Origin of the sequence: Gracilibacillus sp. YIM 98692, from assembly GCF_010993965.1 — a bacterium.
In the GTDB taxonomy this organism is placed as follows: Bacteria; Bacillota; Bacilli; order Bacillales; family Amphibacillaceae; genus Gracilibacillus.
The window spans coordinates 1-25,882 of record NZ_WIXM01000034.1 but is presented as its reverse complement, the minus strand read 5'-3'; the positions used below and the strand labels follow the sequence as shown (position 1 = coordinate 25,882).

Annotated in this window: 23 protein-coding genes; 13 read left to right on the top strand and 10 right to left on the bottom strand. The window is 35.7% G+C overall.

What is annotated here, in order from left to right:
* Window positions 1-48: 48 nt before the first annotated feature.
* From GHD00_RS18320 to dnaA, 10 genes are all read right to left on the bottom strand, one after another.
* Window positions 49-1,389 carry a serine hydrolase gene (locus tag GHD00_RS18320; protein ID WP_481810400.1) on the bottom strand — a complete coding sequence of 447 codons (1,341 nt, stop codon included), beginning with the start codon at window positions 1,387-1,389 and terminating at the stop codon, window positions 49-51.
* 173 nt (window positions 1,390-1,562) lie between these two features.
* Entirely contained in the window at window positions 1,563-3,032 is a 1,470-nt protein-coding gene (gene guaB, locus GHD00_RS18315) for an IMP dehydrogenase (RefSeq protein ID WP_163539652.1), read from the bottom strand.
* 270 nt (window positions 3,033-3,302) lie between these two features.
* Complete coding sequence (locus GHD00_RS18310; RefSeq protein WP_240468752.1) at window positions 3,303-4,355, bottom strand: HD-GYP domain-containing protein; 1,053 nt, start codon at window positions 4,353-4,355, stop codon at window positions 3,303-3,305.
* 24 nt (window positions 4,356-4,379) lie between these two features.
* Window positions 4,380-6,851: a DNA gyrase subunit A gene (gene gyrA, locus GHD00_RS18305; protein WP_163539650.1), complete on the bottom strand. Its 2,472-nt coding sequence runs from the start codon at window positions 6,849-6,851 to the stop codon at window positions 4,380-4,382.
* 69 nt (window positions 6,852-6,920) lie between these two features.
* The gene (gene gyrB, locus GHD00_RS18300) at window positions 6,921-8,840 is read right to left on the bottom strand and encodes a DNA topoisomerase (ATP-hydrolyzing) subunit B (RefSeq protein WP_205600790.1); all 1,920 of its coding nucleotides are present in this window, start codon (window positions 8,838-8,840) and stop codon (window positions 6,921-6,923) included.
* Window positions 8,841-8,894: 54 nt separating this feature from the next.
* Window positions 8,895-9,182 (bottom strand): extracellular matrix regulator RemB, encoded by a 288-nt coding sequence (gene remB / locus GHD00_RS18295; protein WP_163539648.1) that lies wholly within the window; start codon window positions 9,180-9,182, stop codon window positions 8,895-8,897.
* 18 nt (window positions 9,183-9,200) lie between these two features.
* Entirely contained in the window at window positions 9,201-10,310 is a 1,110-nt protein-coding gene (recF, locus tag GHD00_RS18290; RefSeq protein ID WP_163539647.1) for a DNA replication/repair protein RecF, read from the bottom strand.
* A gap of 23 nt (window positions 10,311-10,333) precedes the next feature.
* Window positions 10,334-10,558 (bottom strand): S4 domain-containing protein YaaA, encoded by a 225-nt coding sequence (gene yaaA, locus GHD00_RS18285; protein ID WP_163539662.1) that lies wholly within the window; start codon window positions 10,556-10,558, stop codon window positions 10,334-10,336.
* Window positions 10,559-10,814: 256 nt separating this feature from the next.
* A complete protein-coding gene (dnaN, locus tag GHD00_RS18280; protein ID WP_163539646.1) occupies window positions 10,815-11,957 on the bottom strand; it encodes a DNA polymerase III subunit beta in 1,143 nt (380 codons plus the stop codon).
* A gap of 182 nt (window positions 11,958-12,139) precedes the next feature.
* Window positions 12,140-13,492 (bottom strand): chromosomal replication initiator protein DnaA, encoded by a 1,353-nt coding sequence (gene dnaA, locus GHD00_RS18275; protein ID WP_163539645.1) that lies wholly within the window; start codon window positions 13,490-13,492, stop codon window positions 12,140-12,142.
* Window positions 13,493-14,010: 518 nt separating this feature from the next.
* Here dnaA and rpmH point away from each other — a divergent pair.
* The 13 genes from rpmH (at window position 14,011) to GHD00_RS18210 (ending at window position 25,756) form a co-directional block, all read left to right on the top strand.
* Window positions 14,011-14,145 (top strand): 50S ribosomal protein L34, encoded by a 135-nt coding sequence (rpmH, locus tag GHD00_RS18270; protein WP_163539644.1) that lies wholly within the window; start codon window positions 14,011-14,013, stop codon window positions 14,143-14,145.
* A 98-nt stretch (window positions 14,146-14,243) separates the two neighbouring features.
* A complete protein-coding gene (gene rnpA, locus GHD00_RS18265; RefSeq protein WP_163539643.1) occupies window positions 14,244-14,585 on the top strand; it encodes a ribonuclease P protein component in 342 nt (113 codons plus the stop codon).
* A gap of 94 nt (window positions 14,586-14,679) precedes the next feature.
* Window positions 14,680-15,471, top strand: coding sequence for a YidC family membrane integrase SpoIIIJ (gene spoIIIJ / locus GHD00_RS18260; RefSeq protein ID WP_163539642.1), 792 nt, complete (start codon window positions 14,680-14,682; stop codon window positions 15,469-15,471).
* A complete protein-coding gene (jag, locus tag GHD00_RS18255; protein WP_163539641.1) occupies window positions 15,468-16,085 on the top strand; it encodes an RNA-binding cell elongation regulator Jag/EloR in 618 nt (205 codons plus the stop codon). The genes spoIIIJ and jag overlap by 4 nt, the downstream gene beginning before the upstream one ends.
* 597 nt (window positions 16,086-16,682) lie before the next feature.
* Window positions 16,683-18,059 (top strand): tRNA uridine-5-carboxymethylaminomethyl(34) synthesis GTPase MnmE, encoded by a 1,377-nt coding sequence (mnmE, locus tag GHD00_RS18250; protein WP_163539640.1) that lies wholly within the window; start codon window positions 16,683-16,685, stop codon window positions 18,057-18,059.
* A 29-nt stretch (window positions 18,060-18,088) separates the two neighbouring features.
* On the top strand, window positions 18,089-19,981 hold the full coding sequence (gene mnmG, locus GHD00_RS18245) for a tRNA uridine-5-carboxymethylaminomethyl(34) synthesis enzyme MnmG (RefSeq protein ID WP_163539639.1): 1,893 nt from the start codon (window positions 18,089-18,091) through the stop codon (window positions 19,979-19,981).
* Window positions 19,982-19,996: 15 nt separating this feature from the next.
* The gene (rsmG, locus tag GHD00_RS18240; protein WP_163539638.1) at window positions 19,997-20,713 is read left to right on the top strand and encodes a 16S rRNA (guanine(527)-N(7))-methyltransferase RsmG; all 717 of its coding nucleotides are present in this window, start codon (window positions 19,997-19,999) and stop codon (window positions 20,711-20,713) included.
* Between the two features lie 223 nt (window positions 20,714-20,936).
* Window positions 20,937-21,803 (top strand): nucleoid occlusion protein, encoded by an 867-nt coding sequence (noc, locus tag GHD00_RS18235; RefSeq protein WP_163539637.1) that lies wholly within the window; start codon window positions 20,937-20,939, stop codon window positions 21,801-21,803.
* Between the two features lie 167 nt (window positions 21,804-21,970).
* Window positions 21,971-22,732: a ParA family protein gene (locus GHD00_RS18230; protein WP_163539636.1), complete on the top strand. Its 762-nt coding sequence runs from the start codon at window positions 21,971-21,973 to the stop codon at window positions 22,730-22,732.
* Window positions 22,725-23,561, top strand: a complete 837-nt coding sequence (locus tag GHD00_RS18225) for a ParB/RepB/Spo0J family partition protein (protein WP_163539635.1) — start codon at window positions 22,725-22,727, stop codon at window positions 23,559-23,561. The genes GHD00_RS18230 and GHD00_RS18225 overlap by 8 nt, the downstream gene beginning before the upstream one ends.
* A gap of 78 nt (window positions 23,562-23,639) precedes the next feature.
* Window positions 23,640-24,344, top strand: a complete 705-nt coding sequence (locus GHD00_RS18220) for a DUF554 domain-containing protein (RefSeq protein ID WP_163539661.1) — start codon at window positions 23,640-23,642, stop codon at window positions 24,342-24,344.
* A gap of 80 nt (window positions 24,345-24,424) precedes the next feature.
* Entirely contained in the window at window positions 24,425-25,453 is a 1,029-nt protein-coding gene (locus tag GHD00_RS18215) for a YkvI family membrane protein (protein ID WP_163539634.1), read from the top strand.
* A gap of 105 nt (window positions 25,454-25,558) precedes the next feature.
* The gene (locus GHD00_RS18210) at window positions 25,559-25,756 is read left to right on the top strand and encodes a DUF951 domain-containing protein (RefSeq protein WP_163539633.1); all 198 of its coding nucleotides are present in this window, start codon (window positions 25,559-25,561) and stop codon (window positions 25,754-25,756) included.
* Window positions 25,757-25,882 lie beyond the last annotated feature (126 nt).

Here is a 25,882-nt window from a genome sequence, read left to right as displayed (position 1 = left end):
CTACATTATATAACAAAAATTTAACAAATGCCAAGTGCTGCCATCGGATTAGCTAAATAATCCTTTTACTGCATCCGAAACAGTTGTAAATATATTGCTGAAGAAGTTCCCTATAGCTCCCATTGTTAGCATGAACCAATTAGACTTTTCTACACCTGTCGTGGTTACTAGGTCTACACGCTGTTCTGTTCCAATTCCGCCTATATAGCCGTAGTCATTGTCACCTTTATATTGTAAAACAGCTTCACCTACTACTTGACCAGCTTCAACTGGGGCAGTTAGAGCACCGTTTTCATTTAAGTTATTTTCATTTATCTCATACGTTAATTCGTATAAATCTTCTTCACCTGTTTTAACCATTGCTTCCATCGCTTCACTTGTTTCCAGTTCTACTTGTTCTTCTTTCCCTTTTTCAACTGAAAGAGTAGACTCGTCTTGTATTTGATAGCCTGCTTCAAATAATTCTGTTGTTTCAAACTGTGAGAACCCATATTCCATTAATTTTTTTGTTTGATTAAAACGTTCTTCCTTGCTATCTGTTTTCATTACTACTGTAATTAAACGACGATCCCCCTGTTTTGCTGTTCCTGTAAAACAATAACCAGCTTCTTGTGTCCATCCAGTTTTCAGACCATCTACTCCCTCAAAATGAAATGGCACAAAATTATTATCTTCCCACGGAAGCATCCAGTTTAAGTTTTGCAATGGTTGATCATCTAATTCTGACATCATCGTACTTGAATAATCTAATACTTCAGGATAATCATTAATTAAATGATAAGCTAATAATGCTGCAGATCTTGCAGACAGTAAATTATCTGCATTAGGTTCCGTACCTTCTGGGTAATTTTCCCCTAGGTCTTCATTCGATAAACCTGTAGAGTTCACAAATTTATATTCAGGAAGTCCCATTTCCTCTGCTTTATCGTTCATCATTTTAACAAATTCGCTTTCTGATCCAGCTACTAATTCTGCTAATGTTATGGTTGTGGCATTATCTGAGATAATAGCCATTCCTTCATAAAGCTCACGAACAGTGTAGTCTTTGTCCTGAATAAGACCAATACCTGAAAAAACGGGATCAGCTGAAATACCGTAAGCATAATCTCCTACTTGTGTTGTTGTGTCCCAATCTATCTTGCCCTCACTAATAGCTTCCAATACTAAGTATTCCGTCATCATTTTCGTCATACTAGCAGGAGGCAACTTTAGATCAGATTGCTTTTCATATAATACTTTTCCAGTTTTGGCATCTACTATAATAGCAGACTCTGCTTGTAAATCTAATTCCTCTGCTGCTTCAACCTTAATGGAACCAACAGAATAAGAAGCGATCATCAAAACCATTACCATCATAATGGCATATAAACTCTTTATATTTGCTTTCACACCACTTACCTCCGACAATTTATTTCACCCAAATATTTTATCACAACTCCACCTAATAAAAAATGCCACAAAATAACCATTTACAATATTCGACAATTAGCCAAAAGTTTGATTACTAGTTAAAAAGAAAACTTGGCATTCCCAAGTTTTCTTCTGCTTTTTGTTTTCCTTTATCACATGGAATAGTTTGGTGATTCTTTTGTTATTTGTACATCGTGTGGGTGGCTTTCGCGAAGTCCTGCACCTGTCATTCGGATGAAAGTAGCTTCTTCACGTAATACTTGTATACTTTCTGCACCACAATAACCCATTCCTGATCTTAAACCTCCAAGCAATTGATGCACGGTATCTGCCAATGGACCTTTATATGCTACACGCCCTTCAATACCTTCAGGAACAAGTTTTTTCGCATCTTGGGAATCTTGGAAATAACGATCTTTAGAGCCAGATTTCATAGAAGTCACAGATCCCATTCCGCGGTATACTTTATATCTTCTACCTTGGAAAATCTCTGTTTCCCCAGGGCTTTCGGTTACACCAGCAAATAAACTTCCTAACATGACTGCACTCGCTCCAGCTGCAATGGCTTTAGCAATATCACCTGAGTACTTAACACCACCATCTGCTATAATTGGTATATTATACTTATCTGCTTCTTCTGCACAATCATTAACAGCTGTAATTTGAGGAACGCCAACACCTGCAACAACTCGAGTTGTACAGATAGAACCAGGGCCAATACCTACTTTAATAATATTCGCACCAGCTTCAATTAATGCACGGGTAGCTTCTGGTGTTGCCACATTACCTGCCACAATATCAATATCCGGATATTTATCTCTTACACGTTTTACTTGGTCAATTACTCCTTGTGAATGACCATGTGCTGTATCGATCACTAACACATCCACACCAGCGTCTACAAGCTTGTCCACACGAACCATAGAATCTGCCGTTACACCTACAGCAGCCCCTGCCAACAATCTTCCGTATTTATCTTTTGCAGAGTTAGGAAATTGGATGACTTTTTCAATATCCTTAATGGTAATAAGACCTTTTAAGACATTGTTCTCTCCAACTAAAGGAAGCTTTTCAATTTTATGTTTTTGTAAAATTTCACTTGCTTCTTCTAACGTTGTACCTACTGAAGCAGTCACAAGATTCGTACTTGTCATGACCTCAGAAATGCGGATCGAATAATCTTCAATAAAGCGTAAATCTCTGTTCGTTAGAATACCAACAAGTTGTTGATCTTTCTCATTATTTACAATAGGTACACCAGAAATGCGAAACTTACCCATAAGGTATTCAGCATCAAACACTTGATTTTCGGGTAGTAAGAAAAATGGGTTAGAAATAACACCACTTTCCGAACGTTTTACTCGATCTACGTGTTCTGCTTGTTCTTCAATCGACATATTTTTATGAATCACACCAAATCCACCTTGACGTGCCATAGCTATAGCCATATCAGCTTCCGTAACAGTGTCCATACCTGCACTAATAAAAGGTATATTTAGTGTAATATTGTCAGATAATTTCGTCTTTACAGAAACGTCACGAGGCAACACATTAGATTCAGCAGGCAGTAGCAAAACATCATCAAACGTTAACCCCTCTTTACTAAACTTATCTTGTCTCATAAATGAACCTCCTTTAGATTTGGTCTTCCCTTCTATTTACATGAATAGCTGTCAATGCCTAGTGTTAGAGTAATTTAAGAAAATATTTATCTAACTATTGTAATTTACAATACGACATGTTTTCACGTTTTTCAACCCTTTTTTATGGCGTTTTTCCACACTTTTTCAGAACTTTTCATTACAACAACAATGTAAGAGTTTACACAGGGTAATGTTTTTTAAAAAAATAATAGAAGGAAGATATTTGATACTTCCTTCTTTACATTAAAATTATTCCTGTATCCATTTTTCAATATACCAAGCAGGTTTCTTCTTCAAATCTAACACTTTCCCATTTTCTTTAAGAACAACCGTCGGTCTTACTGGATATTCTATGGGAGTATGCTGTATATATGCTTCCTTCTGATTAGACAGCAATACACGAGTTCCTTTAGGTAAAAGAAAAAATGATTGAATAAAGCATTTTAATACTCTTTTATCTAGTTTGCCCTGTTCTGATCTGATCAAATATTCTGCTACTTTAAATGGCGTTTGTTTCTTCGAATAGATTCTCTCAGACGTCATCGCATGATACATATCACAAAGAGCTAAGATCTTTGCAAAAAGATGGATGTTATCTCCCTTTATACCAAATGGATATCCGCTTCCATCAGACCGTTCATGATGTTGTAATACGGCTTTTATTACGGGATTTGGAAAAGCATCATGATATTTAATCAGTCGGTATGAATATAAAGGGTGCTTTTGTAACTGTTTATAGTCTGATAGTGTTAGACGTTTATCTTTTAAATAGCAATTTGTATGAATTAATGCTTTTCCACAATCCGCTAAGGCTCCGGCAAAAGCAACTTGTTTCCATTCTTTTTTAAGCCCCAGCATCTTAGCAAGATAGCCAGAAAGAAGGGAAAGGGAAACAGCATGGTGATAAAAGTAATCTTGTTTAGTAGACCATTCAGATAAAGCAAAGATATCCATCTTCACCTCATCCAATAGATCCAAGATTGGATTCATTAAATCTATCACTTCTGCCGCAATTACCTTATGTGTAGTTTTCCACTGATGAAACAGTTTTTTATATTGACGGACAGTTTGTATATACATATTGTAAAACAACTGTCTATCGTCATGACTGTCCCTTTTGGGGTGGAAAATACCCCCATTAGATAACTTTTCCGAAACCTCTACTTGCTCTATACCTAATTGTAAAAGTATCTGAATATGTTTCGGGTTAATGGCCGTATTAGAAGGAATGATGGGATGGTTGCTGTTATCTTTGACTGCATCTACTATAAGACACCCCGGGATAAGTTGTGATGGATGCACCTTCAATCAGACCACACCCCTGTATTATTTTTCTGTCTCCTCATCAATTTCTGTCAATTCCTCATCTTCTGGTGTCACTTTTGCTACAGTAGCTACTTTTTCTTCTTCTTGCAATCGAATTAAACGAACTCCTTGTGTATTACGTCCTGTAATAGAAATGCCTTCTACTTGCATACGGATTAATACACCCGATATCGTCATAATCATAATGTCTTCTTCACCTGTTACCGTTTTTACCGCCACGACATTTCCTGTTTTTTCCGTAACATTGCTTGTCACAATACCTTTCCCACCACGGTTCGTTATTCGGTAATCTTCTACAGGTGTCCGTTTTCCATATCCATTCTCGGTAACATTTAACACATAAGAACCTTTATCAGCTATTTCCATTGATACAACCTCATCGTCATTTCTTAAAGAAATACCTTTTACTCCGGCAGCTGTTCTTCCCATTGTACGAATTTGCGTTTCTTCAAATCGAATCACATATCCACTTTTAGTCCCAATTAAGATATCCTTATCACCATTGGTTAAGCGAACCGATATCAACTCGTCATCTTCTTTTAAGTTTAATGCTCTTAAACCGCCTTTACGAATATTAGCAAACTGCGTTAAAGAAGTTCTTTTGGAAATACCATGTTTCGTCGTAAAGAACAAGTACCAATTTTCGTTGTATTCCTTCACGGTAATTACAGCATTGATCCATTCGCCTTGTTCTACTTCTAGTAGATTAATAATAGGTATTCCTTTTGCCGTTCGATTAAATTCAGGTATCTCATACCCCTTTGCACGATATACTTTCCCTTGGTTGGAGAAAAACAGTACCGTGTCATGAGTGGAGCAAGATACTAAATGTTCGACAAAATCATCTTCATTTGTTCCCATTCCTTGTATACCTCTGCCTCCACGACGCTGCGCTCTGTAGGTAGAGGCTGGCAGACGTTTAATATATCCTTGATGTGTTAACGTAATGACGATGCTCTCTTCAGGTATTAAGTCTTCATCTTCAATTAGATCCACGCCGCCACTTACGATTTCCGTTTTTCGCTCATCGTTAAAACGTTCTTTGATTTCAAGTAATTCTTCCCGAATGATATCTAGAATTTTTTCGTCATCCGCTAAAATTGCCTTTAATTCTTTGATGAGTTCTGCGATTTGCTTGTATTCCTCTTCAATTTTCTCTCGCTCTAACCCTGTTAATCGTTGCAATCGCATATCTAAAATCGCTTGTGCTTGCTTTTCAGATAATTGATACTGATTCATTAATCCCTCACGGGCGATATCTGTTGTTTGTGATTCACGAATCAAAGTGATAATAGCATCTATATGGTCAAGGGCAATACGCAGCCCTTCTAAGATATGCGCTCTTGCTTCTGCCTTATTTAGCTCATATTGAGTACGTCTCGTAATAATCACTTTCTGGTGTTCTAAATAATACTCTAAACATTGTTTTAGATTTAAGACTTTTGGCTGTCCATCCACAAGAGCAAGCATATTAATACCAAAAGATGTTTGCAACGCTGTCTGCTTATATAAATTATTTAAGACCACATTCGGGTTTGCATCCCGTCTTAATTCAATTACAATACGCATTCCGTTACGATCCGATTCATCTCGTAAATCGGTAATGCCTTCTATTTTTTTATCTCTTGCCAAGTCTGCTATTTTTTCAACTAGCTTGGCTTTATTGACTTGATACGGAATTTCAGACACAAGAATGCGTGATTTTCCATTGGCATGTTCTTCAATTTCTGTCTTTGCTCGAATCGTAATCGAACCTTTTCCTGTCTCAAACGCCTTCCGTATCCCGCTTCTCCCTAAAATTTTCCCTGATGTTGGGAAATCAGGGCCGTAAATGTAGGATTCCATTAATTCAGAAATCGTAATATCTGGTTGACGGCTGATGGCTAAAATAGCGTCAATTGTTTCTCCTAATTGATGTGGCGGAATATTGGTTGCCATTCCAACCGCAATACCGCTAGCACCATTAATTAATAAATTAGGAAATCTTGCTGGTAATACTTTAGGTTCTCTTTCAGATCCATCGTAGTTATCTGTATAATCAATCGTATTCTTATGAATATCACGGAGCATTTCCATAGATATTTTTGACATTCGCGCTTCTGTATAACGCATGGCTGCTGGCGGATCCCCATCAACTGATCCAAAGTTACCATGTCCGTCAACAAGCATATAACGATAACTGAAATCTTGAGCCATCCTTACCATTGCTTCATAAACGGCTGAATCGCCGTGTGGGTGATACTTACCAATAACATCCCCCACAATACGAGCTGATTTTTTATAAGCTTTATCTGCATGCATACCTTGATCATTTAATGCATATAATATTCTACGATGAACCGGTTTTAAGCCATCCCGAACATCGGGAAGCGCACGAGAAACAATAACACTCATTGCATAATCTAAAAAGGATGTGCGCATTTCCTGTCCGATATTAATTTCTTGAACGTGTGGACGCTGATTATCCACCATATTGATTACCTCCTATTCCTTTCAGGAAGACGTGCTGCAATTATATTAATTAAGAAACATTTCCACTTATTAAATATCCAAGTTTTTTACATAAACGGCGTTATCTTGGATAAAATTACGCCTAGGCTCTACTTTGTCCCCCATTAACATATCAAAAATTTGATCTGCTTCCATTGCGTCTTCTAAGCTTACTTGAAGCAGTGTTCTTCCTTCGGGATCCATCGTGGTTTCCCATAATTGTGTAGCATTCATTTCTCCTAGCCCTTTATAACGCTGAATACCGGGCTTTGGATTATTCGGTAACTCAGCAATTAATTGTTCCATTTCTTTATCATTATAAGTGTAGTGAACGGCTTTTCCTTGCTTCACTTGATAGAGTGGCGGTTGAGCGATATATACATATCCATGGTCAATTAATGGTCTCATATAACGGTAAAAGAACGTTAAGAGTAATGTTCGAATATGAGCACCATCTACATCCGCATCTGTCATGATAATGATTTTATGGTATCGGGCTTTAGAAATATCAAACTCTTCTCCAATACCTGTGCCAAGTGCAGTGATAATCATTCGAATTTCATTATTAGATAAAATTTTATCCAATCTAGCTTTTTCCACATTGATTATTTTACCTCGTAATGGAAGAATTGCTTGAAATAGTCTGTCACGGCCTTGTTTAGCCGAACCGCCTGCAGAATCACCCTCCACAATATATAGTTCACTAATCGAAGCATCACGTGAAGAGCAATCTGCTAATTTCCCAGGTAAATTAGATACTTCTAAAGCTCCCTTTCTTCTAGTTAATTCACGAGCTTTTTTCGCCGCAAGTCGAGCTCGAGAAGCCATCAGCCCTTTATCTACAACAATTCTTGCTGTATTTGGGTTTTCAAATAAAAACTTAGAAAACAATTCACTAAAGGCAGAGTCTGTTATAGTCCGAGCTTCACTATTTCCTAGCTTTGTTTTCGTTTGCCCTTCAAATTGTGGATCAGGGTGCTTTATGGAAATAATAGCTGTCAACCCTTCTCGTACATCATCTCCACTTAAATTAGGGTCATTCTCTTTAAAAAGGTTATTCTTTCTTGCATAATCATTAATGACACGTGTCAATCCTGTCTTAAAACCAGATTCATGTGTCCCGCCCTCATGTGTGTTAATGTTATTTGCAAACGAATAAATATTGCTTGTAAAGCCATCATTATATTGAAGAGATACTTCTACTTGAATATTTGCTTCTTCTTTTTCTGCATAAAACGGCTCATGTAATACTTCTTTAGAACGATTTAAATGCTCTACATAGGAGCGAATACCACCTTCATAAAAAAAGGTTTCCTTTTCTTTTTCCTCTCGTTTATCTTGAATCGAAATGGTCAAACCTTTATTAAGGAAGGCTAATTCACGTAACCTTGTCGCTAACGTATCATAGTTGAAGACCGTTGTTTCCGTAAAAATTTCTGGATCGGGCTTAAATCGTGTTCGCGTTCCCGTAATTTCTGTATCTCCAATCACATGTAAATCATTATTAGGCACACCCTGATGAAAGCTCAAATAATGAAGTTCTCCATCACGGTGTACATAAACTTCTAATTCGCTTGACAGTGCATTCACAACTGATGCACCAACACCATGTAAACCACCAGAAACTTTATAACCACCGCCGCCGAATTTCCCACCAGCATGTAACACAGTCATAATCGTTTCGACAGCCGGCCTTCCCGTTTTTTCATGCAAACTTACAGGAATTCCTCGCCCATTATCCACAACGGTAATACTATTATCTTCTTCTATAAATACTTCTATATGATCACAGTAACCAGCCAACGCTTCATCAATACTATTATCTACAATTTCCCAGACAAGATGGTGTAATCCTTTCTCATTTGTTGAGCCGATATACATACCTGGCCTTTTACGTACAGCCTCTAATCCTTCTAATACTTGTATTTGCTCCGCATCATATAATTGTTCTTGTGATAAATTTTCTTCCATTGTCATTACATTCACCTACATTCTCTAGTTTAATGGAAAAAATCATTCATATTACTATTCTTCTTCAGGATGATCTGAATAATCTTCTAGTTTACTAATCGTTGAAATCATGCTCGCTCGCTTTTTCAACGTGAGAACCGAAAGTGGGCTATAATACACCTTATCTGATGTGACAACAATTGCTTTTGTTATATCTTCATCGGTAGTCACCGTCTGCTGTTTTTCTTTTAATCCTGTTAACATTTCTTCGTTAATAGTCGAGGAAGTAACCAAGCTATAATCAATAATTGCTACCACATCTTTTGATTGAATCACATGGTCATCTCCAATATGAATAAACATTTTATCCCTACTTTTAAATTAAATTATTTCACCATTTTGGACTTTAAACAACTCTGCTTTCTGTAATGTCTGATGATCAATCCCATCTACACTTGTAGTGGAAACGAATGTTTGTACCTTTCCTTCAATTGTGTCTAATAAGTGAGATTGTCTGAAATTGTCAAGTTCACTTAATACATCATCCAACAATAAAATTGGATAATCTCCTACCTCTTGATATATTAATTCGATCTCTGCTAGCTTTAAAGACAAAGCTGTTGTGCGTTGCTGTCCTTGCGATCCAAATGTTTGCACATTTCTATCATTTACATAAAATATTAAGTCATCTCGATGAGGCCCTATTAATGTTGTCCCTCTATCTATTTCTTTTGCTTTCACCTTGGCAAATGTGTCTTGGAAAACTGTTAATATTTTCTCCTTATTATCAGTCTCTAATACATCAATAGTAGAATCATATTGAATATCTAGTTTTTCTAACTGATGACTTATCCCCCAATGAATATCTTTAGCCCATTTACGCAACCTTTCTAAGAATAGAAATCTTTTTTCCACAATAATGACTGCATGTTCAATCAGTTGTTCTGTTAGTACATGCAGCATCGTATAATCAGATTGTTTTTGCTTTTGTAATTGTTTCAATAAATGATTTCTTTGTTTTAAAATTTTGATATATTGCCCAAGATGGTAAATATATACAGGCTGTACCTGCCCAATTTCCATATCAATAAAACGCCTGCGAATTTGAGGACTCCCTTTTACGAGGGTTAGATCCTCTGGGGCAAACATGACAATATTTAATGCTCCGATATAATCACTAAGGCGTTTTTGCTCTAAATGATTTAATTTCGCTTTCTTCCCTTTATTACTTATTTGAATTTCTAATGGGAAAGTTTGCTTTCGTTTATAAATACTCCCCTTTATTTTAGCATAATTTTGATCCCATTGAATTAATTCTTTATCTTTTGTTGTACGATGAGATTTAGAAAAAGCTAAAACATAGATAGCTTCCATTAAGTTTGTTTTACCTTGTGCATTCTCTCCAATAATGACATTGACCTTGTCATCAAAATTAATGGTAATTTCTGAGTAGTTCCGATAATGATTTAAGCTTAATTGTTGAATATGCATGAAAATTCCCTCACGGCTCTGTTTTACTCTTGTTCTTTAGCGACAATAAAAGTGCCAATATCTTCTACATATATAGCATCACCTGGATATAACTTTCTACCGCGTCTTGTCTCAAGCTCATCATTCACATACACACCGTTGTCTTGCAAAAACATTTTCACCATTCCACCAGATTCCAAGATGTTCGCTAATTTTATAAACTGGCCTAATTGGATATAGGGAGTATTAATTTCTATATATTCTTTCATATCTTCACCTTCTTTGGTTGAAAGGATTTGATGCATAAAATTGGTCCTTCTGTCTATTTTACTAAACATTTGATTGGAAGAAAAGTATACATACTGACTAATGAATGAGGAAACGAATGATGGCATAAAATTGGTGTGAGGCTGTTTGAAACTGTACACGCAACTGGAATACACTCAATTTCCCACAGGTGTCTCGCATATTCCAGTTGCTGAACATCTAACTTATCTGCCAACTTACTTGTGTGACAACCCCACCTTAAAAAGTTCTTACAGGAAGTATTAATTGTAAAATTTGATCGTGATCAATTGGTTTAATAATAAATGGACGCATAGCACCAGTGAATTCAATCTTCACCTGATCGGTTTCCATAATTTTTAATGCATCTATCATATATTTTGAACTAAATGAAATTTTTAATTCTTCACCTTGAATATCTTCAACAGTTATTTCTTCTTCGACTTTCCCTATTTCAGGTGAGTTTCCTGAAATCTCCACAACAGAGTTTTCCTGTGTTTGCAAGCGAATGACGTTATTATGGTTCTCTCTTGCCAATAAAGAAGCGCGATCAACAGCTTGTAATAATTTTTTTGTATTAGCAACAATAATCGTTTTACTTTCTTCTGGTATCAATCTAGAAGTTTCTGGATATTTACCTTCTAATAATCGAGAGAGAAAATATAGATGCTCTGTTTGAAATGCTATTTGATTTTCAGATATACTTATCTGCATTTTTTCTTCTGTGTCGTCTAAAATTTTGCTAAGCTCATTCAAACTTTTTCCTGGAATTACTACTTGTTCAAAAGGAAAATCCTCACTAATTCCTGTTAAGGGAATATTACTTGCAGCTAACCGATGGCTGTCTGTTGCAATAAATTTTAATTGATTGTTTTCAGCTTTTAAATTAACTCCAGTAAGAATAGGTCTTGTTTCAGAAGTAGATACTGCGAAAACTGTTTGTTTAATCATATTTTTCAATAAATTAATAGGTATTTCAAAACTTGTATTTGTCTGAATCTGAGCTACTTGTGGATACTCTTCTGCATCTTGGCCATTTAAATGAAACTCAGCATGTCCAGATTGAATCGTAATTTGTAAATTATCATCAGCTTCTATTTGAACTGTTTCTAAAGGTAATTTTCGAATAATATCTGGAAAATATTTAGCATGAACAATAATTTCACCGGATTCTATTTCATCTATAAATTGAATTCCTTCTTCTTCGATAGGAATAAAAGATTCAATGGTTATATCTGAATTACTCCCTGTAAGCAAAACACCATCATGAGAGGCCTTTATTTTTAATCCTTCTAAAATAGGGATTGCAGTTTTAGATGAAATAGCTTTTGTTACATGTTGAATACTTTCCATTAATTTATCTCTATTCAAAATGATTTTCATTTTTATCCTCCTTGAGGAAGTATATTTATATATATTATTAATAAAAATATAGTAGTACTAGTAATAGGGAGTGTGATTATGTGGATAACTTTTCTAAAGGCTTTCTAACACCTTTTATCCAGATGTGGATAACTTGTTGGTATGTGTGATTCTACTATCCACAGTTTTCACAATAGGATCGATTACATAGATTTTATTTGTTCGGTAATTTCGTCTATTTCTTTACTAAGTATTGGATCGTCTCCCATTAATTTTGCAATTTTTTCATGTGCATGAATAACTGTTGTATGATCTCTTCCTCCAAATTCTTCTCCTATTTTAGGTAATGAGAAATCGGTAAGCTCGCGCGATAGATACATCGCAATTTGACGAGGAAAAGCAATAGATTTTGTTCGTTTTTTGGCAGAGAACTCTTCTAATTTCACGTTATATTTCTTTCCGACTGTTTCTTGTATATGTTGAATGGTAATAACTTTCGGTTTAGATGTTGGAATGATGTCTTTTAACGCTTCTGCCGCTAAGGAGGCATCTATATCTTCGTTAATAAGAGAAGAGTAAGCGACCACTCTAATTAAGGCTCCTTCTAACTCTCTTATATTTGTATCAATCTGATTAGCGATATAAAGCATGACTTCATTCGGAATATCTAGTCCTTCTGCTTTTGCCTTCTTCCGTAAAATAGCTATTCTAGTTTCTAAATCCGGTGGAGTAATATCAGTGATCAAACCCCATTCGAACCTTGAGCGCAAACGATCCTCAAGTGTTGGAATTTCCTTTGGAGGACGGTCACTAGAAATAATAATTTGTTTATTTTCTTCATGTAATGTATTAAATGTATGGAAAAATTCTTCTTGCGTTTGTTCTTTTCCAGCGAGAAACTGAATATCATCTATTAGTAAAACATCAACATTTCGATATTTATTTCGAAAGTTCACCGCTTTATTGTCACGGATGGAATTGATAAATTCATTGGTAAACTTTTCGGAAGATAAATAAACGACTTTTGCTGATGGGTTATGATCCAATACATAATGCCCAATGGCATGCATTAAGTGTGTTTTACCTAATCCTACCCCTCCATATATAAATAATGGATTGTACGCTTTTGCCGGAGCTTCTGCAACAGCAAGAGATGCAGCATGAGCAAACCGGTTTCCTGATCCAATTACAAATGTTTCAAAGGTATACTTCTCATTTAACATAGATTTAGGTGATAGCTGATTTTCTTGTTTGTTAGGACTAGTCTTTTTTTTCTCTTTCATCACTTGTTGATCTATTTCTTGCTCTGTCTCTGGAATAATGAATTTTACTTGCAGCTTTGCTCCTGTTAAATCATAAAGAGCTTCTGAAATAATTGAAGTATAACGTGATTCTAGCCAGTCTCTAGTAAATTCATTTGGAGCTGAAATAATAACTGTATCTTCTTTTAATTGATCAACAGACGTATTTTTTAACCATGTATCAAAACTTGGTTTACTAACTTTTTCTTTAATAATTTCTAGGGTGCTGCTCCATAAATCTTCTATATTTTCCATCTTCCATGCTCCCTCCTTCCTTTGGATAGCTTGTGGACTCTTCTTAACTGACAAAAAAGCGGAAAACCTTTGAATTCAGTTTTCCACATTATTGTGAATAATCTCATAAACATGTTGTGAATATTTATCCACAAACAATCCACACTCTGTGGATAAAATAAAAACACACATGACTTTTACACAGACTAAAACACAAATATGATATCAGAAAAAACCAAACGTTGCAATGATTATCGTCAAGTTATCCACAACTTCAACAATTTGTGACTTTTTCTTTTCCACAACATGTTTTTTTGTGCATACTTTGTCGACTAAGTTATGAAAAAGTCGATTTTTGCCTGAACTTTTATCCACAACCAATCTGTTGTACAACACCATGGAGGTAACTTTGTTATATAACAATACTTTAAAATGAATTTTGAGATGAAAGTTGACAGAAGAGGGGATTTAACCGTATAATGACCTAGACTGTCTAAATGGATTGTGACTTTAATATTCCTCAGGGAGGTGCATATATAATGAAACGTACATTTCAACCAAATAATCGTAAACACAAAAAAGTTCATGGATTCCGTGCGCGTATGAGCACAAAAAATGGACGTAAAGTGATTGCACGTCGTCGTAAAAAAGGTAGAAAAGTATTGTCAGCATAGGCCACTGATAACATCAGTGGTCTTTTCCATGTATAGAGACGGATTAAATAGAAGTTTTTCATAAATGAAGGCTGTTTATTAATGGGGGCGCACATGTTATGAAAAAAGCATTTAGAATAAAAAAAAATACAGAGTTCCAAAAAGTGTTTAAGAAGGGCGCTTCTTTTGCAAATCGGCAACTTGTTATATACTATCTTTATAACGAACAGCAGTTACATTATCGTGTGGGATTATCGGTTAGTAAGAGAATAGGGAATGCCGTTGTCCGTAATCAGATAAAAAGATATATAAGACAAGCTTTTACTGATATGGATCATAGAATAAAACCTACATATGATATTGTGATTATTGCTAGAAAGCCGACTAGAAATATGAACTATCATGAAATAAAGAAAAGTTTAAGCCATTTATTATATAAAACGCATTTATTTCATGGATAATACAAGTTTTACTAGAAACTGTTATCACATTAGTGGTAAAATGTAAAACGATAGAATCAACACGGAACATGTAATCGAGTTAAGGAGGATAACGATGCGTAGGAAGCTCTTGCTAATAATAGGCTTAGTAAGTGTCATCCTTTTGCTGTCTGGTTGTACGGAAATAGATAAGGATATCACACCAGAAAGTGAAGGGATATGGAACTCTTACTTTGTATACCCTTTATCTTGGCTAATTGTCCAAGTAGCTGAATTTTTTCATGCAGAATATGGATACGGTTTATCCATCGTAATTGTAACCATTTTAATCCGATTGGTTTTATTACCATTAAATATTAAACAGTTGAAAAGTTCTAAGGCGATGCAAGAAATACAGCCTGAACTTCAAAAAATTCGTGAAAAATATAGTTCTAAAGATCAGCAAACACAACAAAAATTACAGCAGGAAACGATGCAATTGTTCCAAAAAAATGGCGTAAACCCACTAGCTGGTTGTTTACCAATTATTGTGCAAATGCCAATCTTAATTGCTTTTTATCATGCGATTATGAGAACAGGTGCATTAGATGGCCACCAGTTCTTGTGGTTCCAGTTAGATTCACCTGATCCATATTTTATTTTACCTGTGTTAACTGCAGGATTCACTTATTTGCAACAAAAGCTAATGATGGCAGGTACAACGGCAACTCAAAATTCTATGATGCCGCAGATGACGATGATGTTATATTTAATGCCGATTATGATCGGGATCTTTGCGATTTTCTTCCCATCAGCATTGGCACTTTATTGGGTAGTCGGTAATATCTTTATGGTGTTGCAAACTCTCTTAATTAAAAATCCAATGATGAAAAAATCAGAAGCTGCTACAGGAGGAAGCAAAGAGTGAAACAAATAACTGCTACTGGACAATCCGTTAATGAAGCGGTCCAATCAGCTTTAAAGCAGTTAGACATCACAGAGGACCAAGCAAAAGTTGAAGTGATTGCGGAAGGGAAGAAGGGCTTTTTAGGTCTATTCGGTTCTAAGCCAGCAATTGTTAAGGTAACGAAGCAAGATGATCCAATTGAAAAGTTAGAAAAATACATTCGTAATATTGTGAAAGGCTTTGGCGTTGATGTTGATTTAGAATTGACAGTGGACAATAAAGTAGTCACATGTGAGCTAAGCGGGGAAAAAATGGCGGTTCTTATCGGTAAACGTGGCCAAACGCTAAATGCAATTCAATATTTAGCACAGCTAGCGATTCATCAGTATGCAGATAAATACCATACTGTTGTGATGGACGCTGAGGGGTATCGTGATCGAAGGAAAGAAACATTAAGACAATTAGCTTCACGTATAGCGGATCGTACTATTCAAACTCAATCAGAAGTAAAACTTGAACCGATGCCGTCTTTTGAGAGAAAAATTATTCATACAGCTTTGCAGCATAATCCCAATTTATTAACAGATTCAAAAGGGACAGAACCGAATCGATATGTTGTGATAAAACCTAAATAATAAACACAAGTGGTGGTAAGGTAAACTTATCACCATTTTTTTGTGTTAGAAAGGTACAAAAATTATTAGCATGGATGTCCATTCGACTGTTGGCATGTACTAAGGAAATAATGATAGGAAAGCCAGTATCTTATGAAAGAAGAAAGAAGCAAATGCTTTCATAATAGCTTCAAACTGCGCCTTATTTTTTAAACGTGGCTTTCCACCATTCTTTCTTAAGTGAGTGCTAGTCCAGTGGGAAAATATACGTAGACTCCCATGGAAAGCGAAGTATGTTTCTGTAGCGGTATTCAAAGTTAATTTTTCAAGTATTAAAAATTTTGCCATGTCGCGAGTTATATATTACGAAATGTATGGATGTTCATTTAGGGGCGGGTTTTTCCACTTTTTAATATTTACGTTTCTTACTAACTAAATAAAAGGATTGGTAAATAAGTTATTCACATGTGGATAAAAATAAGCCAAAAAGGATTACCAAAAAAAGATGTGGATATCTTTTCTTTTATAGCTGATTTATGGTATTCTAATAAGTTAGTGGAGTGATAATAATATTTCTTTGATATAGATGTGGATAACGTAAAACATGGAGGTGAAAAAATGGAAACAGATACAATAGCTGCAATATCCACTCCTATAGGGGAAGGGGCTATTGCGATTGTTCGTTTAACTGGGGAAGAGGCAATTCCGATTGTAAATAGGTTATTTGATGGGAAAAGTTTAGAGGAGGTAGCCTCTCATACGATAAATTACGGAAAAATAGTGGAGCCAAAAGAGAAGGAAGTAATAGAGGAAGTCATGGTTAATGTCATGCGTGCTCCAAAAACCTTCACAAAAGAAGATGTAGTAGAAATCAATTGTCATGGAGGGCTTGCTTCGGTAAATCGTTTATTAGAGCTTGTATTAGCAAATGGTGCTCGATTAGCGGAACCGGGAGAATTTACGAAGCGAGCTTTTTTAAATGGAAGAATTGATTTATCTCAAGCAGAAGCTGTAATGGACCTAATTCGAGCAAAAACAGACAAGGCTATGAACATTGCCTTAAAGCAATTGGATGGAAAATTATCAAAACAGGTCAGTCAGTTGCGACATCAACTTATTGAAACAGTTGCTCATGTAGAAGTGAATATTGATTACCCAGAATATGATGATGTGGAAGAAATGTCCCATCAGTTATTAAAAGAAAAAACGAAATATGTATATCAAGAAGTAGAAAGATTACTTAGTATGGCAAAGCAAGGGAAAATATTACGAGAAGGGATTGCTACAGCTATAATTGGTCGTCCCAATGTAGGGAAATCTTCCTTATTAAACGCATTGGTACAAGAAACAAAAGCAATTGTGACCGATATACCTGGGACGACAAGAGATGTGATTGAAGAGTATGTCAATATAAGAGGTATCCCATTAAGACTCGTTGATACGGCAGGAATTCGAGAAACAGAGGATATTGTTGAAAAAATCGGGGTGGAACGTTCAAGAGAAGCGTTGAAACAATCTGATTTGATTTTGCTTGTTTTGAATAATGGAGAAGAATTAACAGAGGAAGATCGTCAATTATTTGAGGCTGTGAAGGGTTTAGAATATATTGTGATCGTCAATAAAACGGACTTGCCTCAGAAGTTAAACTTGGAAGAAGTAAAGCAATTAGCTGGAGATCAAAAAGTGATAACGACTACATTGATCGAAGATGAAGGGATTGACAAATTAGAAGAGGCAATTGCCGATACTTTCTTTATGGGTGACATTGAAACAGGTGATATGTCTTATGTATCAAACGTTCGCCATATTCAACTGTTACAGCAAACGCTACAAGCATTAGATGATGCTAGAAATGCCATTGAAGCAGACATGCCAATAGACCTAGTACAAATAGATGTAACGAGAGCTTGGGAATTACTTGGTGAGATTATTGGTGATACGGTACAAGATAGCCTGATTGATCAATTATTTTCTCAGTTCTGTCTTGGTAAATAGAATAAATGATAGGAAAAGGAGGATCAGCCATGTCAACATATGAAGCTGGTCAATATGATGTTATTGTGATTGGTGCAGGACATGCGGGAGTAGAAGCTGCACATGCTGCGGCAAGACGCGGTGCAAAAACACTTATGTTAACTTTAAATTTAGATATGATTGCATTTATGCCATGTAACCCATCTATTGGAGGACCCGCTAAAGGAATTGTCGTAAGAGAAGTGGATGCCTTAGGTGGTTTAATGGGTAAAGTAATTGATAAAACGTATATTCAAATGCGTATGTTAAACACAGGAAAAGGCCCGGCAGTACGTGCATTAAGAGCACAAGCTGATAAACCATTATATATTCAAGAGATGAAAAGTATATTAGAAAAAGAGCCTAATTTAACTTTAAGACAAGGCGTGGTAGAGCAATTACTTATGGAAGATGGGAAATGTAAAGGAGTGATTACTGAAACCAAAGCATTATATCGTGCAAAAACGGTGATTATAACGACAGGTACGTTTATGCGAGGTCGTGTAATTATTGGCGATATTTCTTATGAAAGTGGCCCAAATAATCAGCGTGCAAGTGTGAAGCTTGCAGAACATTTAGAAGAACTAGGGTTTGATCTTGTGCGCTTTAAAACAGGGACACCGCCAAGGGTTCATAATCAATCCATCGATTATGGCAAAACGGAAATCCAGCCAGGAGATGAACATCCGCAGCATTTCTCTTATGAAACAACGGAAGCCATATTAGACCAAATTCCTTGCTGGTTAACGTATACAAATGAAAAAACACATGAAGTTATTAATGAAAACTTAGGACTTTCCGCAATGTATTCAGGAATGATAAAAGGGACAGGTCCAAGATATTGTCCATCCATTGAAGATAAAATTGTTCGTTTTCATGATAAACCGAGACATCAAGTTTTCTTAGAGCCTGAAGGGAAAAATACAGACGAAGTATACGTACAAGGTCTTTCTACATCTCTGCCAGAATATGTGCAGCATCAAATATTGCGCAGCATCCCTGGGTTAGAAGAAGCAGAAATTATGCGAGCAGGTTATGCAATTGAATATGATGCAGTTGTACCAACACAGCTTTGGCCAACATTGGAAGTGAAAAATATTGAAGGATTGTTCACTGCAGGCCAAATCAACGGTACTTCTGGTTATGAAGAGGCAGCAGGTCAAGGGATTATGGCTGGGATTAATGCAGCTGCTAAGGCACTTGGTAAAGATTCTGTCATTTTAGATCGTTCCCAAGCATATATCGGTGTATTAATTGATGACCTTGTTACAAAAGGGACGAATGAACCTTATCGTTTGTTAACTTCTCGAGCGGAGTACCGTCTCTTATTAAGGCATGATAATGCAGACTTAAGATTAACCGAATTGGGATATAAACTTGGTCTTATATCAAAAGAACGTTATCAACGATTTGAAGAGAAAAAACATCTAATCGAAGAAGAAAAAGAACGTTTAAGTAAAGTACGGTTGAAGCCAACAGAAGAATTACAGCAATTAATGGAATCTATCGGTGGTACAAGACTAAAAGATGGGGTGCTTGCTTACGATTTATTAAAAAGGCCAGAAGTGACATATGATGTGATTGAACAAGTGACCCCATCAGAAAAAGATTTAGCAGCAGATGTAAAAGAACAAGTGGAAATACAAATTAAGTATCAAGGTTATATCTCAAAATCTAATCAACAAGTAGAAAAGCTGAAGAAAATGGAAAGCAAAGTCATTCCAGAAAATATTGACTATGATGCAATCAGCGGTATTGCGACAGAAGCAAGAGAGAAGCTGAAAAAAGTTCGACCTTTATCAGTTGCGCAAGCATCGCGGATTTCCGGTGTAAATCCAGCCGATATTTCGATTCTATTAGTGTATATTGAACAAGGGAATGTAGCCAAAGTTTCGAGTGAATAGAGGTGCCTTATTGTCATGAATATAGAAGCTTTTCGATCTCATTTATTAGAAAAAAGAATAGAGCTTTCTGATGATCAGATAGCTCTATTCGAAAAATATTATCAAATTTTAGTGGAGTGGAATGAAAAAATGAACTTAACTGCGATTACAGACAAGGAGGAAGTATTTGCGAAACACTTCTATGATTCTGTAACTGCAGCCTTTTACTTTGATTTCAGCAATGAACTAGACATATGTGATGTGGGAGCTGGTGCAGGATTCCCTAGCATTCCGCTGAAAATAATTTATCCACATTTAAAAATTTCGATTGTAGACTCTTTGCAAAAGCGTATTAATTTCTTAAATCATTTAGCATCAGAATTAAACTTAACAGACGTATCTTTTTATCATGACCGTGCCGAATTATTTGGCAAAAAAGAAGCATTCAGAAATCGCTTCGATGTGGTAATGGCGCGAGCTGTTGCGCGTATGTCTGTGTTAAGTGAGCTTTGTTTACCATTAGCTCGTACAAATGGAACTTTGCTGGCGATGAAGGGATCTAATGTTCAAGAAGAATTAAAAGTAGCAGATCAAGCCATAGAATTACTGGGGGGGAAGGTAAGGAAAGTAGAAACTTTCCAGTTACCTGATGAAAATGGAGAAAGAAATATCGTGTTGGTGGACAAAAAGAAAAAGACACCTAAAAAATATCCAAGGAAACCAGGTACCCCGAATAAAAAGCCTTTAGAATAGAAAAAAAGACTTTATTCAAAATAAATGATTGATTTGCTACCTTCTTTTTTTCTTTTTATGATAAAATAGAACCAACAGCATACGAACTGTTTCACGTGAAACAAAATGATGGCCTTATTTTTTAATCATCTTAAGTTTTGTTTTTATATAATAAACGAGATATTTAAATGTAAAACGGATGGAGAAACGAACTTGGTAAAGCATATGAAGGTGGTGTTGAAGTATGTTACACCCATTTAGTAAATTATTTGGTCTAGGGGATAAAACGGTCGAAGAAGGGTTTGTAGAGGAAGAGAATACTGCTAATGAGGATGAGGTCGTTCATTTGCCAGTTGCTAATATCCAAGCAAACCGCTATCAACCGCGAGCTATTTTTAGTCAGGAAAAAATAGAAGAACTTGCCCAAACATTACATACACATGGTATGATTCAACCTATTGTAGTGCGTAGGTTATCAGAGGAAGACGACCAATATGAATTGATAGCAGGGGAAAGACGTTGGCGAGCTGCGCAAAGTTTGAATTGGGAGCAAGTACCTGCCATTATTCGGGATATGACCGATAGGGAGACAGCTTCTGTTGCCCTTATTGAAAACCTGCAGCGTGAAGAATTAACGGTTATTGAAGAAGCAAGAGCATATGAGAAGTTAATTGAAATGCATGAATTAACGCAAGAAGCGCTTGCACAACGACTAGGAAAAAGTCAATCGACTATTGCCAATAAGATGCGATTATTAAAGCTTCCAGAAGAAGTGCAACAAGCTATTATGGAGAAAAAAATAACGGAAAGACACGCAAGAGCATTAATTGTGCTGAAAGAGCGAGAACTGCAAATAGACATATTAAATCAAATCATTGAAAATGATTTAAATGTAAAACAGACAGAAGCGCAGATTGAAAAGCTATTTACTAAGAAGGAAAAACCGAAAAAGCCTCGATTAAAAGGGGTTAATAAAGATATGCGGATCGCCATGAACACAATCCGTCAATCATTAGATATGGTATCGGACACTGGAATAAATTTAGAAACAAATGAACAAGATTACGATGATTACTATCAAATAACGATCAAAATACCAAAAAAGAATTGAGCATGTTTACCCATCTTTCCATTGTTAAAAGATGGGTTGTTTTGTGTATAGGGGTTGCTAATGAATTGACACAAAAGACCTAATTATTACTATATTGTGAAAATAGTGGTTGCTTGAACGACTTTAATGATAAAATAATGAAAAAGACGTAAGAGGTAGGTGGCATCATGGGAAAGGTAATTGCCGTAGCAAACCAAAAAGGAGGCGTAGGCAAAACAACTTCTTCTGTCAATTTAAGTGCATGTTTAGCACATTTAGATAAAAAAATTCTGATCGTTGATATCGATCCTCAAGGCAATACAACAAGCGGTGTTGGCATTAATAAAGGGGATGTGGAACAATGTGTTTATAATGCGTTAGTGGATGATTTGACCGCTGATCAGATTTGTATTCATACAGACATCAAAAATCTAGATATTATTCCAGCCACTATTCAATTAGCTGGTGCTGAAATAGAATTAGTCTCGACTTTATCAAGAGAAGTACGGTTAAAAAAAGCCATTGATAGTATAAAAGAGCAATATGATTATATTATTATTGATTGTCCGCCGTCACTAGGATTACTAACAATTAATGCTTTAACTGCTTCGGACTCTGTGATTATACCTGTGCAGTGTGAATATTATGCTTTAGAAGGATTAAGTCAACTCTTAAATACCATTCGGTTAGTGCAAAAGCATTTAAATAAAGCATTAATGGTAGAAGGTGTACTCTTAACCATGCTTGATGCAAGGACAAACCTAGGAATTCAAGTTATTGATGAAGTGAAAAAATATTTTCAAAGTAAAGTCTATCAGTCTATTATTCCAAGAAATATCCGCTTAGGAGAGGCTCCAAGTCATGGACAACCGATCATCTCATATGATCCGAAATCAAGAGGAGCAGAGGTATATTTGGACTTAGCAAAGGAAGTGATCGCGAATGGCTAAAGGATTGGGGAAGGGAATAAATGCTTTTTTTCCTGAATTGGAAGAAAGTAGCACAGATCAGGTAGAAGAAATTTCTATATTAGAATGCAGGCCAAATCCATACCAACCACGGAAAGTATTTGAAGAAGAGGCTATTGAAGAGTTAAAGGAGTCTATTCTTCAACATGGTATATTGCAGCCTCTGACGGTACGAAAAAGTATTAAAGGCTATGAAATTGTTGTTGGGGAACGAAGGTTTAGAGCGGCAAAAGAAGCTAATTTTGAAAAAATACCGGTGATTGTAAAAGATTTAACTGATGAACAGATGATGGAACTTGCTTTATTGGAAAATATTCAAAGGGAAGACTTAACACCGATTGAAGAAGCAAATGCCTATGACCGTCTCATCAATGAGCTTGGTATTACACAAGATCAGTTAGCAAAGCGATTAGGAAAAAGCAGGTCGCATATTGCCAATCTCGTCCGTCTATTAAGCTTACCTGAGCATATTATGAAGCTGATTAATCAAGGTGCATTATCGATGGGACATGGAAGAGCTTTACTAGGGCTAAAGGATAAAGAAAAATTAAAGCCTCTCGTCAATAAAATTGTGCATGAAAAACTAAACGTTCGACAGGTGGAATCTTTAATTCAAGAATTAAATAAGCAACCTCTCAAGCAAGTGAAAAAGAAAGAAAAGAAAGATATCTTTATAACGGAAAAGGAAAATCAATTAAAATCATATTTTGGAACAAATGTTAAAATTAACAAAGGAAAAAGAAAAGGGAAAATTGAGATAGAGTTTTTCTCTGAGGATGATTTAAATCGAATTTTAGACAAAATGGAGTAATCAGCAGTCTGATCATAGCCCTTCATCTATGGTCAGACTTTTCTGTGTAGAAGTAAAGAGATAGGTGGAGTGGCAATGATGGTATTATTCGGGACATTGGTAAACGGTGTATTCATTATAATAGGTTCATGTATTGGGCTTATTTTTCAAAATATACCAGAAAGGATTAAAAAGACAGCTTTACAAGGCATTGGGTTAGTAGTTGCTTTGATAGGTTTACAAATGGCTTTACAAGCTGATAATATCGTTTTAATTTTATTAAGTATTTTAATAGGTTCTATCATTGGAACGGTCATTTATTTAGAAGATCATTTGAATTTACTAGGGGAAAAACTAGAACGAAGTGTAAGTAAAGCAGAGAAAGGGAATATAGCGGAAGGATTTGTCACAGCTTCGTTAATTTTTGTTGTTGGTGCGATGTCGATTGTAGGAGCTTTAGATGGCGGTTTAAGAGGAGATCATGAAGTACTTGTGACGAAAGCATTTTTAGATGGTTTTATGGCAATGGTATTAACCTCTACATTAGGTTATGGTGTGATGTTTTCGGTTATACCAGTTGTTTTATACCAAGGGGCAATAGCGTTATTAGCGGTTGAAATCAATAATTGGCTTCCTGCTGACTATTTGGAGCTATTTATTAATGAAATGACAGCTACAGGCGGTCTGCTCATCTTAGCTATTGGTTTAAATATCTTAAATATCACAAAGATTAAAGTAGGGGACTTTTTACCAACTATAGCAGTATTTATCTTGTTCTTTTCTATTTATCATCTTCTTTCCTAAATCTGTTTTTGGAATTCATCATAGCATTGCGAGCCATTGCATATTTTTAATATATCTAACTCTTTTTTGGAGGCAATGCTATGTGGAGATCAGGAATCAAATGGATGTTTTTAATTATAGGAACGATGGTAGGAGCTGGCTATGCTTCAGGTAGGGAATTATGGCAATTTTTTGGCCATGAAAGTGGACTTGCCATCGTTTTGTTCACTATATTTTTCATTATTTCCGTATATATAACAATGAAAATCAGCTATTATCATCAAACGACAGATTATTTATCTGTTTTAGAAATATTATTAGGGAAAAAGATAGCTAGATTTTATGATGTGATAATCTTTTTTTACTTACTATCAACAACGGTAATTATGGTAGCGGGAAGCGGAGCAACTTTTGAAGCTTTTCAATTATCGAAATGGTTGGGCATTATGGTCATTATAGGGTTCCTGCTGCTGGTTTTTTTAAGAGGAATCCAAGGTATTTTAACTTTAAATGCTGTGATTTTACCTTTATTAATTGTTGGTTTATTAACCGTGCTCGTGTATTTTACGATTGACCAGCAACTTGTCTTTCTATTAGATTTAAACCATCAAAAGAATTGGTCTGCAGCTTTCCTGTTTACTGCATTAAATATTTTATCGATTTTAGCGGTTATAGGTGCAGTAGGAAATCAAGTGAAATCAACTGGAGAGATCTGGATTGCTAGTATAGGGAGCGGACTGATTTTAGGATTAACTTCCTTTTTATATAATAATAGCTTAATTCAAATTGCTGAAGTGATTATTCTATATGAGATTCCGCTTTTTGCGATATTAAAAAATTATCCAACCATTACTTATTTGCTGATGTCTATTTTGTTATGGTTTGCGATATTCACAACCGCAATTTCTAGTGTTTTAGGTATTGTGACAAGGCTTTGTAAAAGGTTTCCGTATCCCTTGTGGAAAATAGCAGCAGTTGTCCTCTTATTTTTAATTCCACTAACCAATATAGGTTTTTCTACATTAATAGCATGGCTGTATCCATTATACGGTGCATTGAATTTGTACTTGCTATGTGCCATTTTCCTGTATCCTTTTATAAAAGATAAGCAAATTATGGGTGATGATTAGGTATAAGGAAAAACCTTTCCATTTCACATTTCTCCTTTTTCTAATATAATGTTTGTACATAAATTGTCTAGATTTACATGATGAAACGAAAAAAGGAGTGAGAAGATGGAAAAAAAGGAATTTGACTTACATGACATTGTTGAGATGAAAAAGCCACACCCATGTGGGGAAAACCGTTGGAAGGTGATTCGCATGGGGATGGATATTCGAATTAAATGTGAAGGCTGTGGACATTCTGTGATGATCCCAAGAAGACGATTCGAGCAAAAGTTAAAAAAAGTTTTAGAGCATGCATCAGAATGATAAATTTAAGGCTGTTTTTACAAGATTGCTGCCTTTTAAAAATAAAATTTATTGCACAATATCCATAAACTGCGCAGTAAAATGAGAATAAGTTTAACTCTTACTGCTTTAAAAAGTGTTATGATC

Bases quoted from the DNA above. Each gene is read 5' to 3' on its own strand.
- guaB (WP_163539652.1), bottom strand. From the start codon at position 3,032: ATGAGACAAGATAAGTTTAGTAAAGAGGGGTTAACGTTTGATGATGTT.
- gyrA (WP_163539650.1), bottom strand. From the start codon at position 6,851: ATGGTGGATAATCAGCGTCCACACGTTCAAGAAATTAATATCGGACAG.
- gyrB (WP_205600790.1), bottom strand. From the start codon at position 8,840: ATGGAAGAAAATTTATCACAAGAACAATTATATGATGCGGAGCAAATA.
- remB (WP_163539648.1), bottom strand. From the start codon at position 9,182: ATGTTTATTCATATTGGAGATGACCATGTGATTCAATCAAAAGATGTG.
- recF (WP_163539647.1), bottom strand. From the start codon at position 10,310: ATGCATATTCAACAATTAAGCTTAAATCATTATCGGAACTACTCAGAA.
- yaaA (WP_163539662.1), bottom strand. From the start codon at position 10,558: ATGAAAGAATATATAGAAATTAATACTCCCTATATCCAATTAGGCCAG.
- dnaN (WP_163539646.1), bottom strand. From the start codon at position 11,957: ATGAAAATCATTTTGAATAGAGATAAATTAATGGAAAGTATTCAACAT.
- dnaA (WP_163539645.1), bottom strand. From the start codon at position 13,492: ATGGAAAATATAGAAGATTTATGGAGCAGCACCCTAGAAATTATTAAA.
- rpmH (WP_163539644.1), top strand. From the start codon at position 14,011: ATGAAACGTACATTTCAACCAAATAATCGTAAACACAAAAAAGTTCAT.
- rnpA (WP_163539643.1), top strand. From the start codon at position 14,244: ATGAAAAAAGCATTTAGAATAAAAAAAAATACAGAGTTCCAAAAAGTG.
- spoIIIJ (WP_163539642.1), top strand. From the start codon at position 14,680: ATGCGTAGGAAGCTCTTGCTAATAATAGGCTTAGTAAGTGTCATCCTT.
- mnmE (WP_163539640.1), top strand. From the start codon at position 16,683: ATGGAAACAGATACAATAGCTGCAATATCCACTCCTATAGGGGAAGGG.
- mnmG (WP_163539639.1), top strand. From the start codon at position 18,089: ATGTCAACATATGAAGCTGGTCAATATGATGTTATTGTGATTGGTGCA.
- rsmG (WP_163539638.1), top strand. From the start codon at position 19,997: ATGAATATAGAAGCTTTTCGATCTCATTTATTAGAAAAAAGAATAGAG.
- noc (WP_163539637.1), top strand. From the start codon at position 20,937: ATGTTACACCCATTTAGTAAATTATTTGGTCTAGGGGATAAAACGGTC.
- GHD00_RS18230 (WP_163539636.1), top strand. From the start codon at position 21,971: ATGGGAAAGGTAATTGCCGTAGCAAACCAAAAAGGAGGCGTAGGCAAA.
- GHD00_RS18225 (WP_163539635.1), top strand. From the start codon at position 22,725: ATGGCTAAAGGATTGGGGAAGGGAATAAATGCTTTTTTTCCTGAATTG.
- GHD00_RS18220 (WP_163539661.1), top strand. From the start codon at position 23,640: ATGGTATTATTCGGGACATTGGTAAACGGTGTATTCATTATAATAGGT.
- GHD00_RS18215 (WP_163539634.1), top strand. From the start codon at position 24,425: ATGTGGAGATCAGGAATCAAATGGATGTTTTTAATTATAGGAACGATG.
- GHD00_RS18210 (WP_163539633.1), top strand. From the start codon at position 25,559: ATGGAAAAAAAGGAATTTGACTTACATGACATTGTTGAGATGAAAAAG.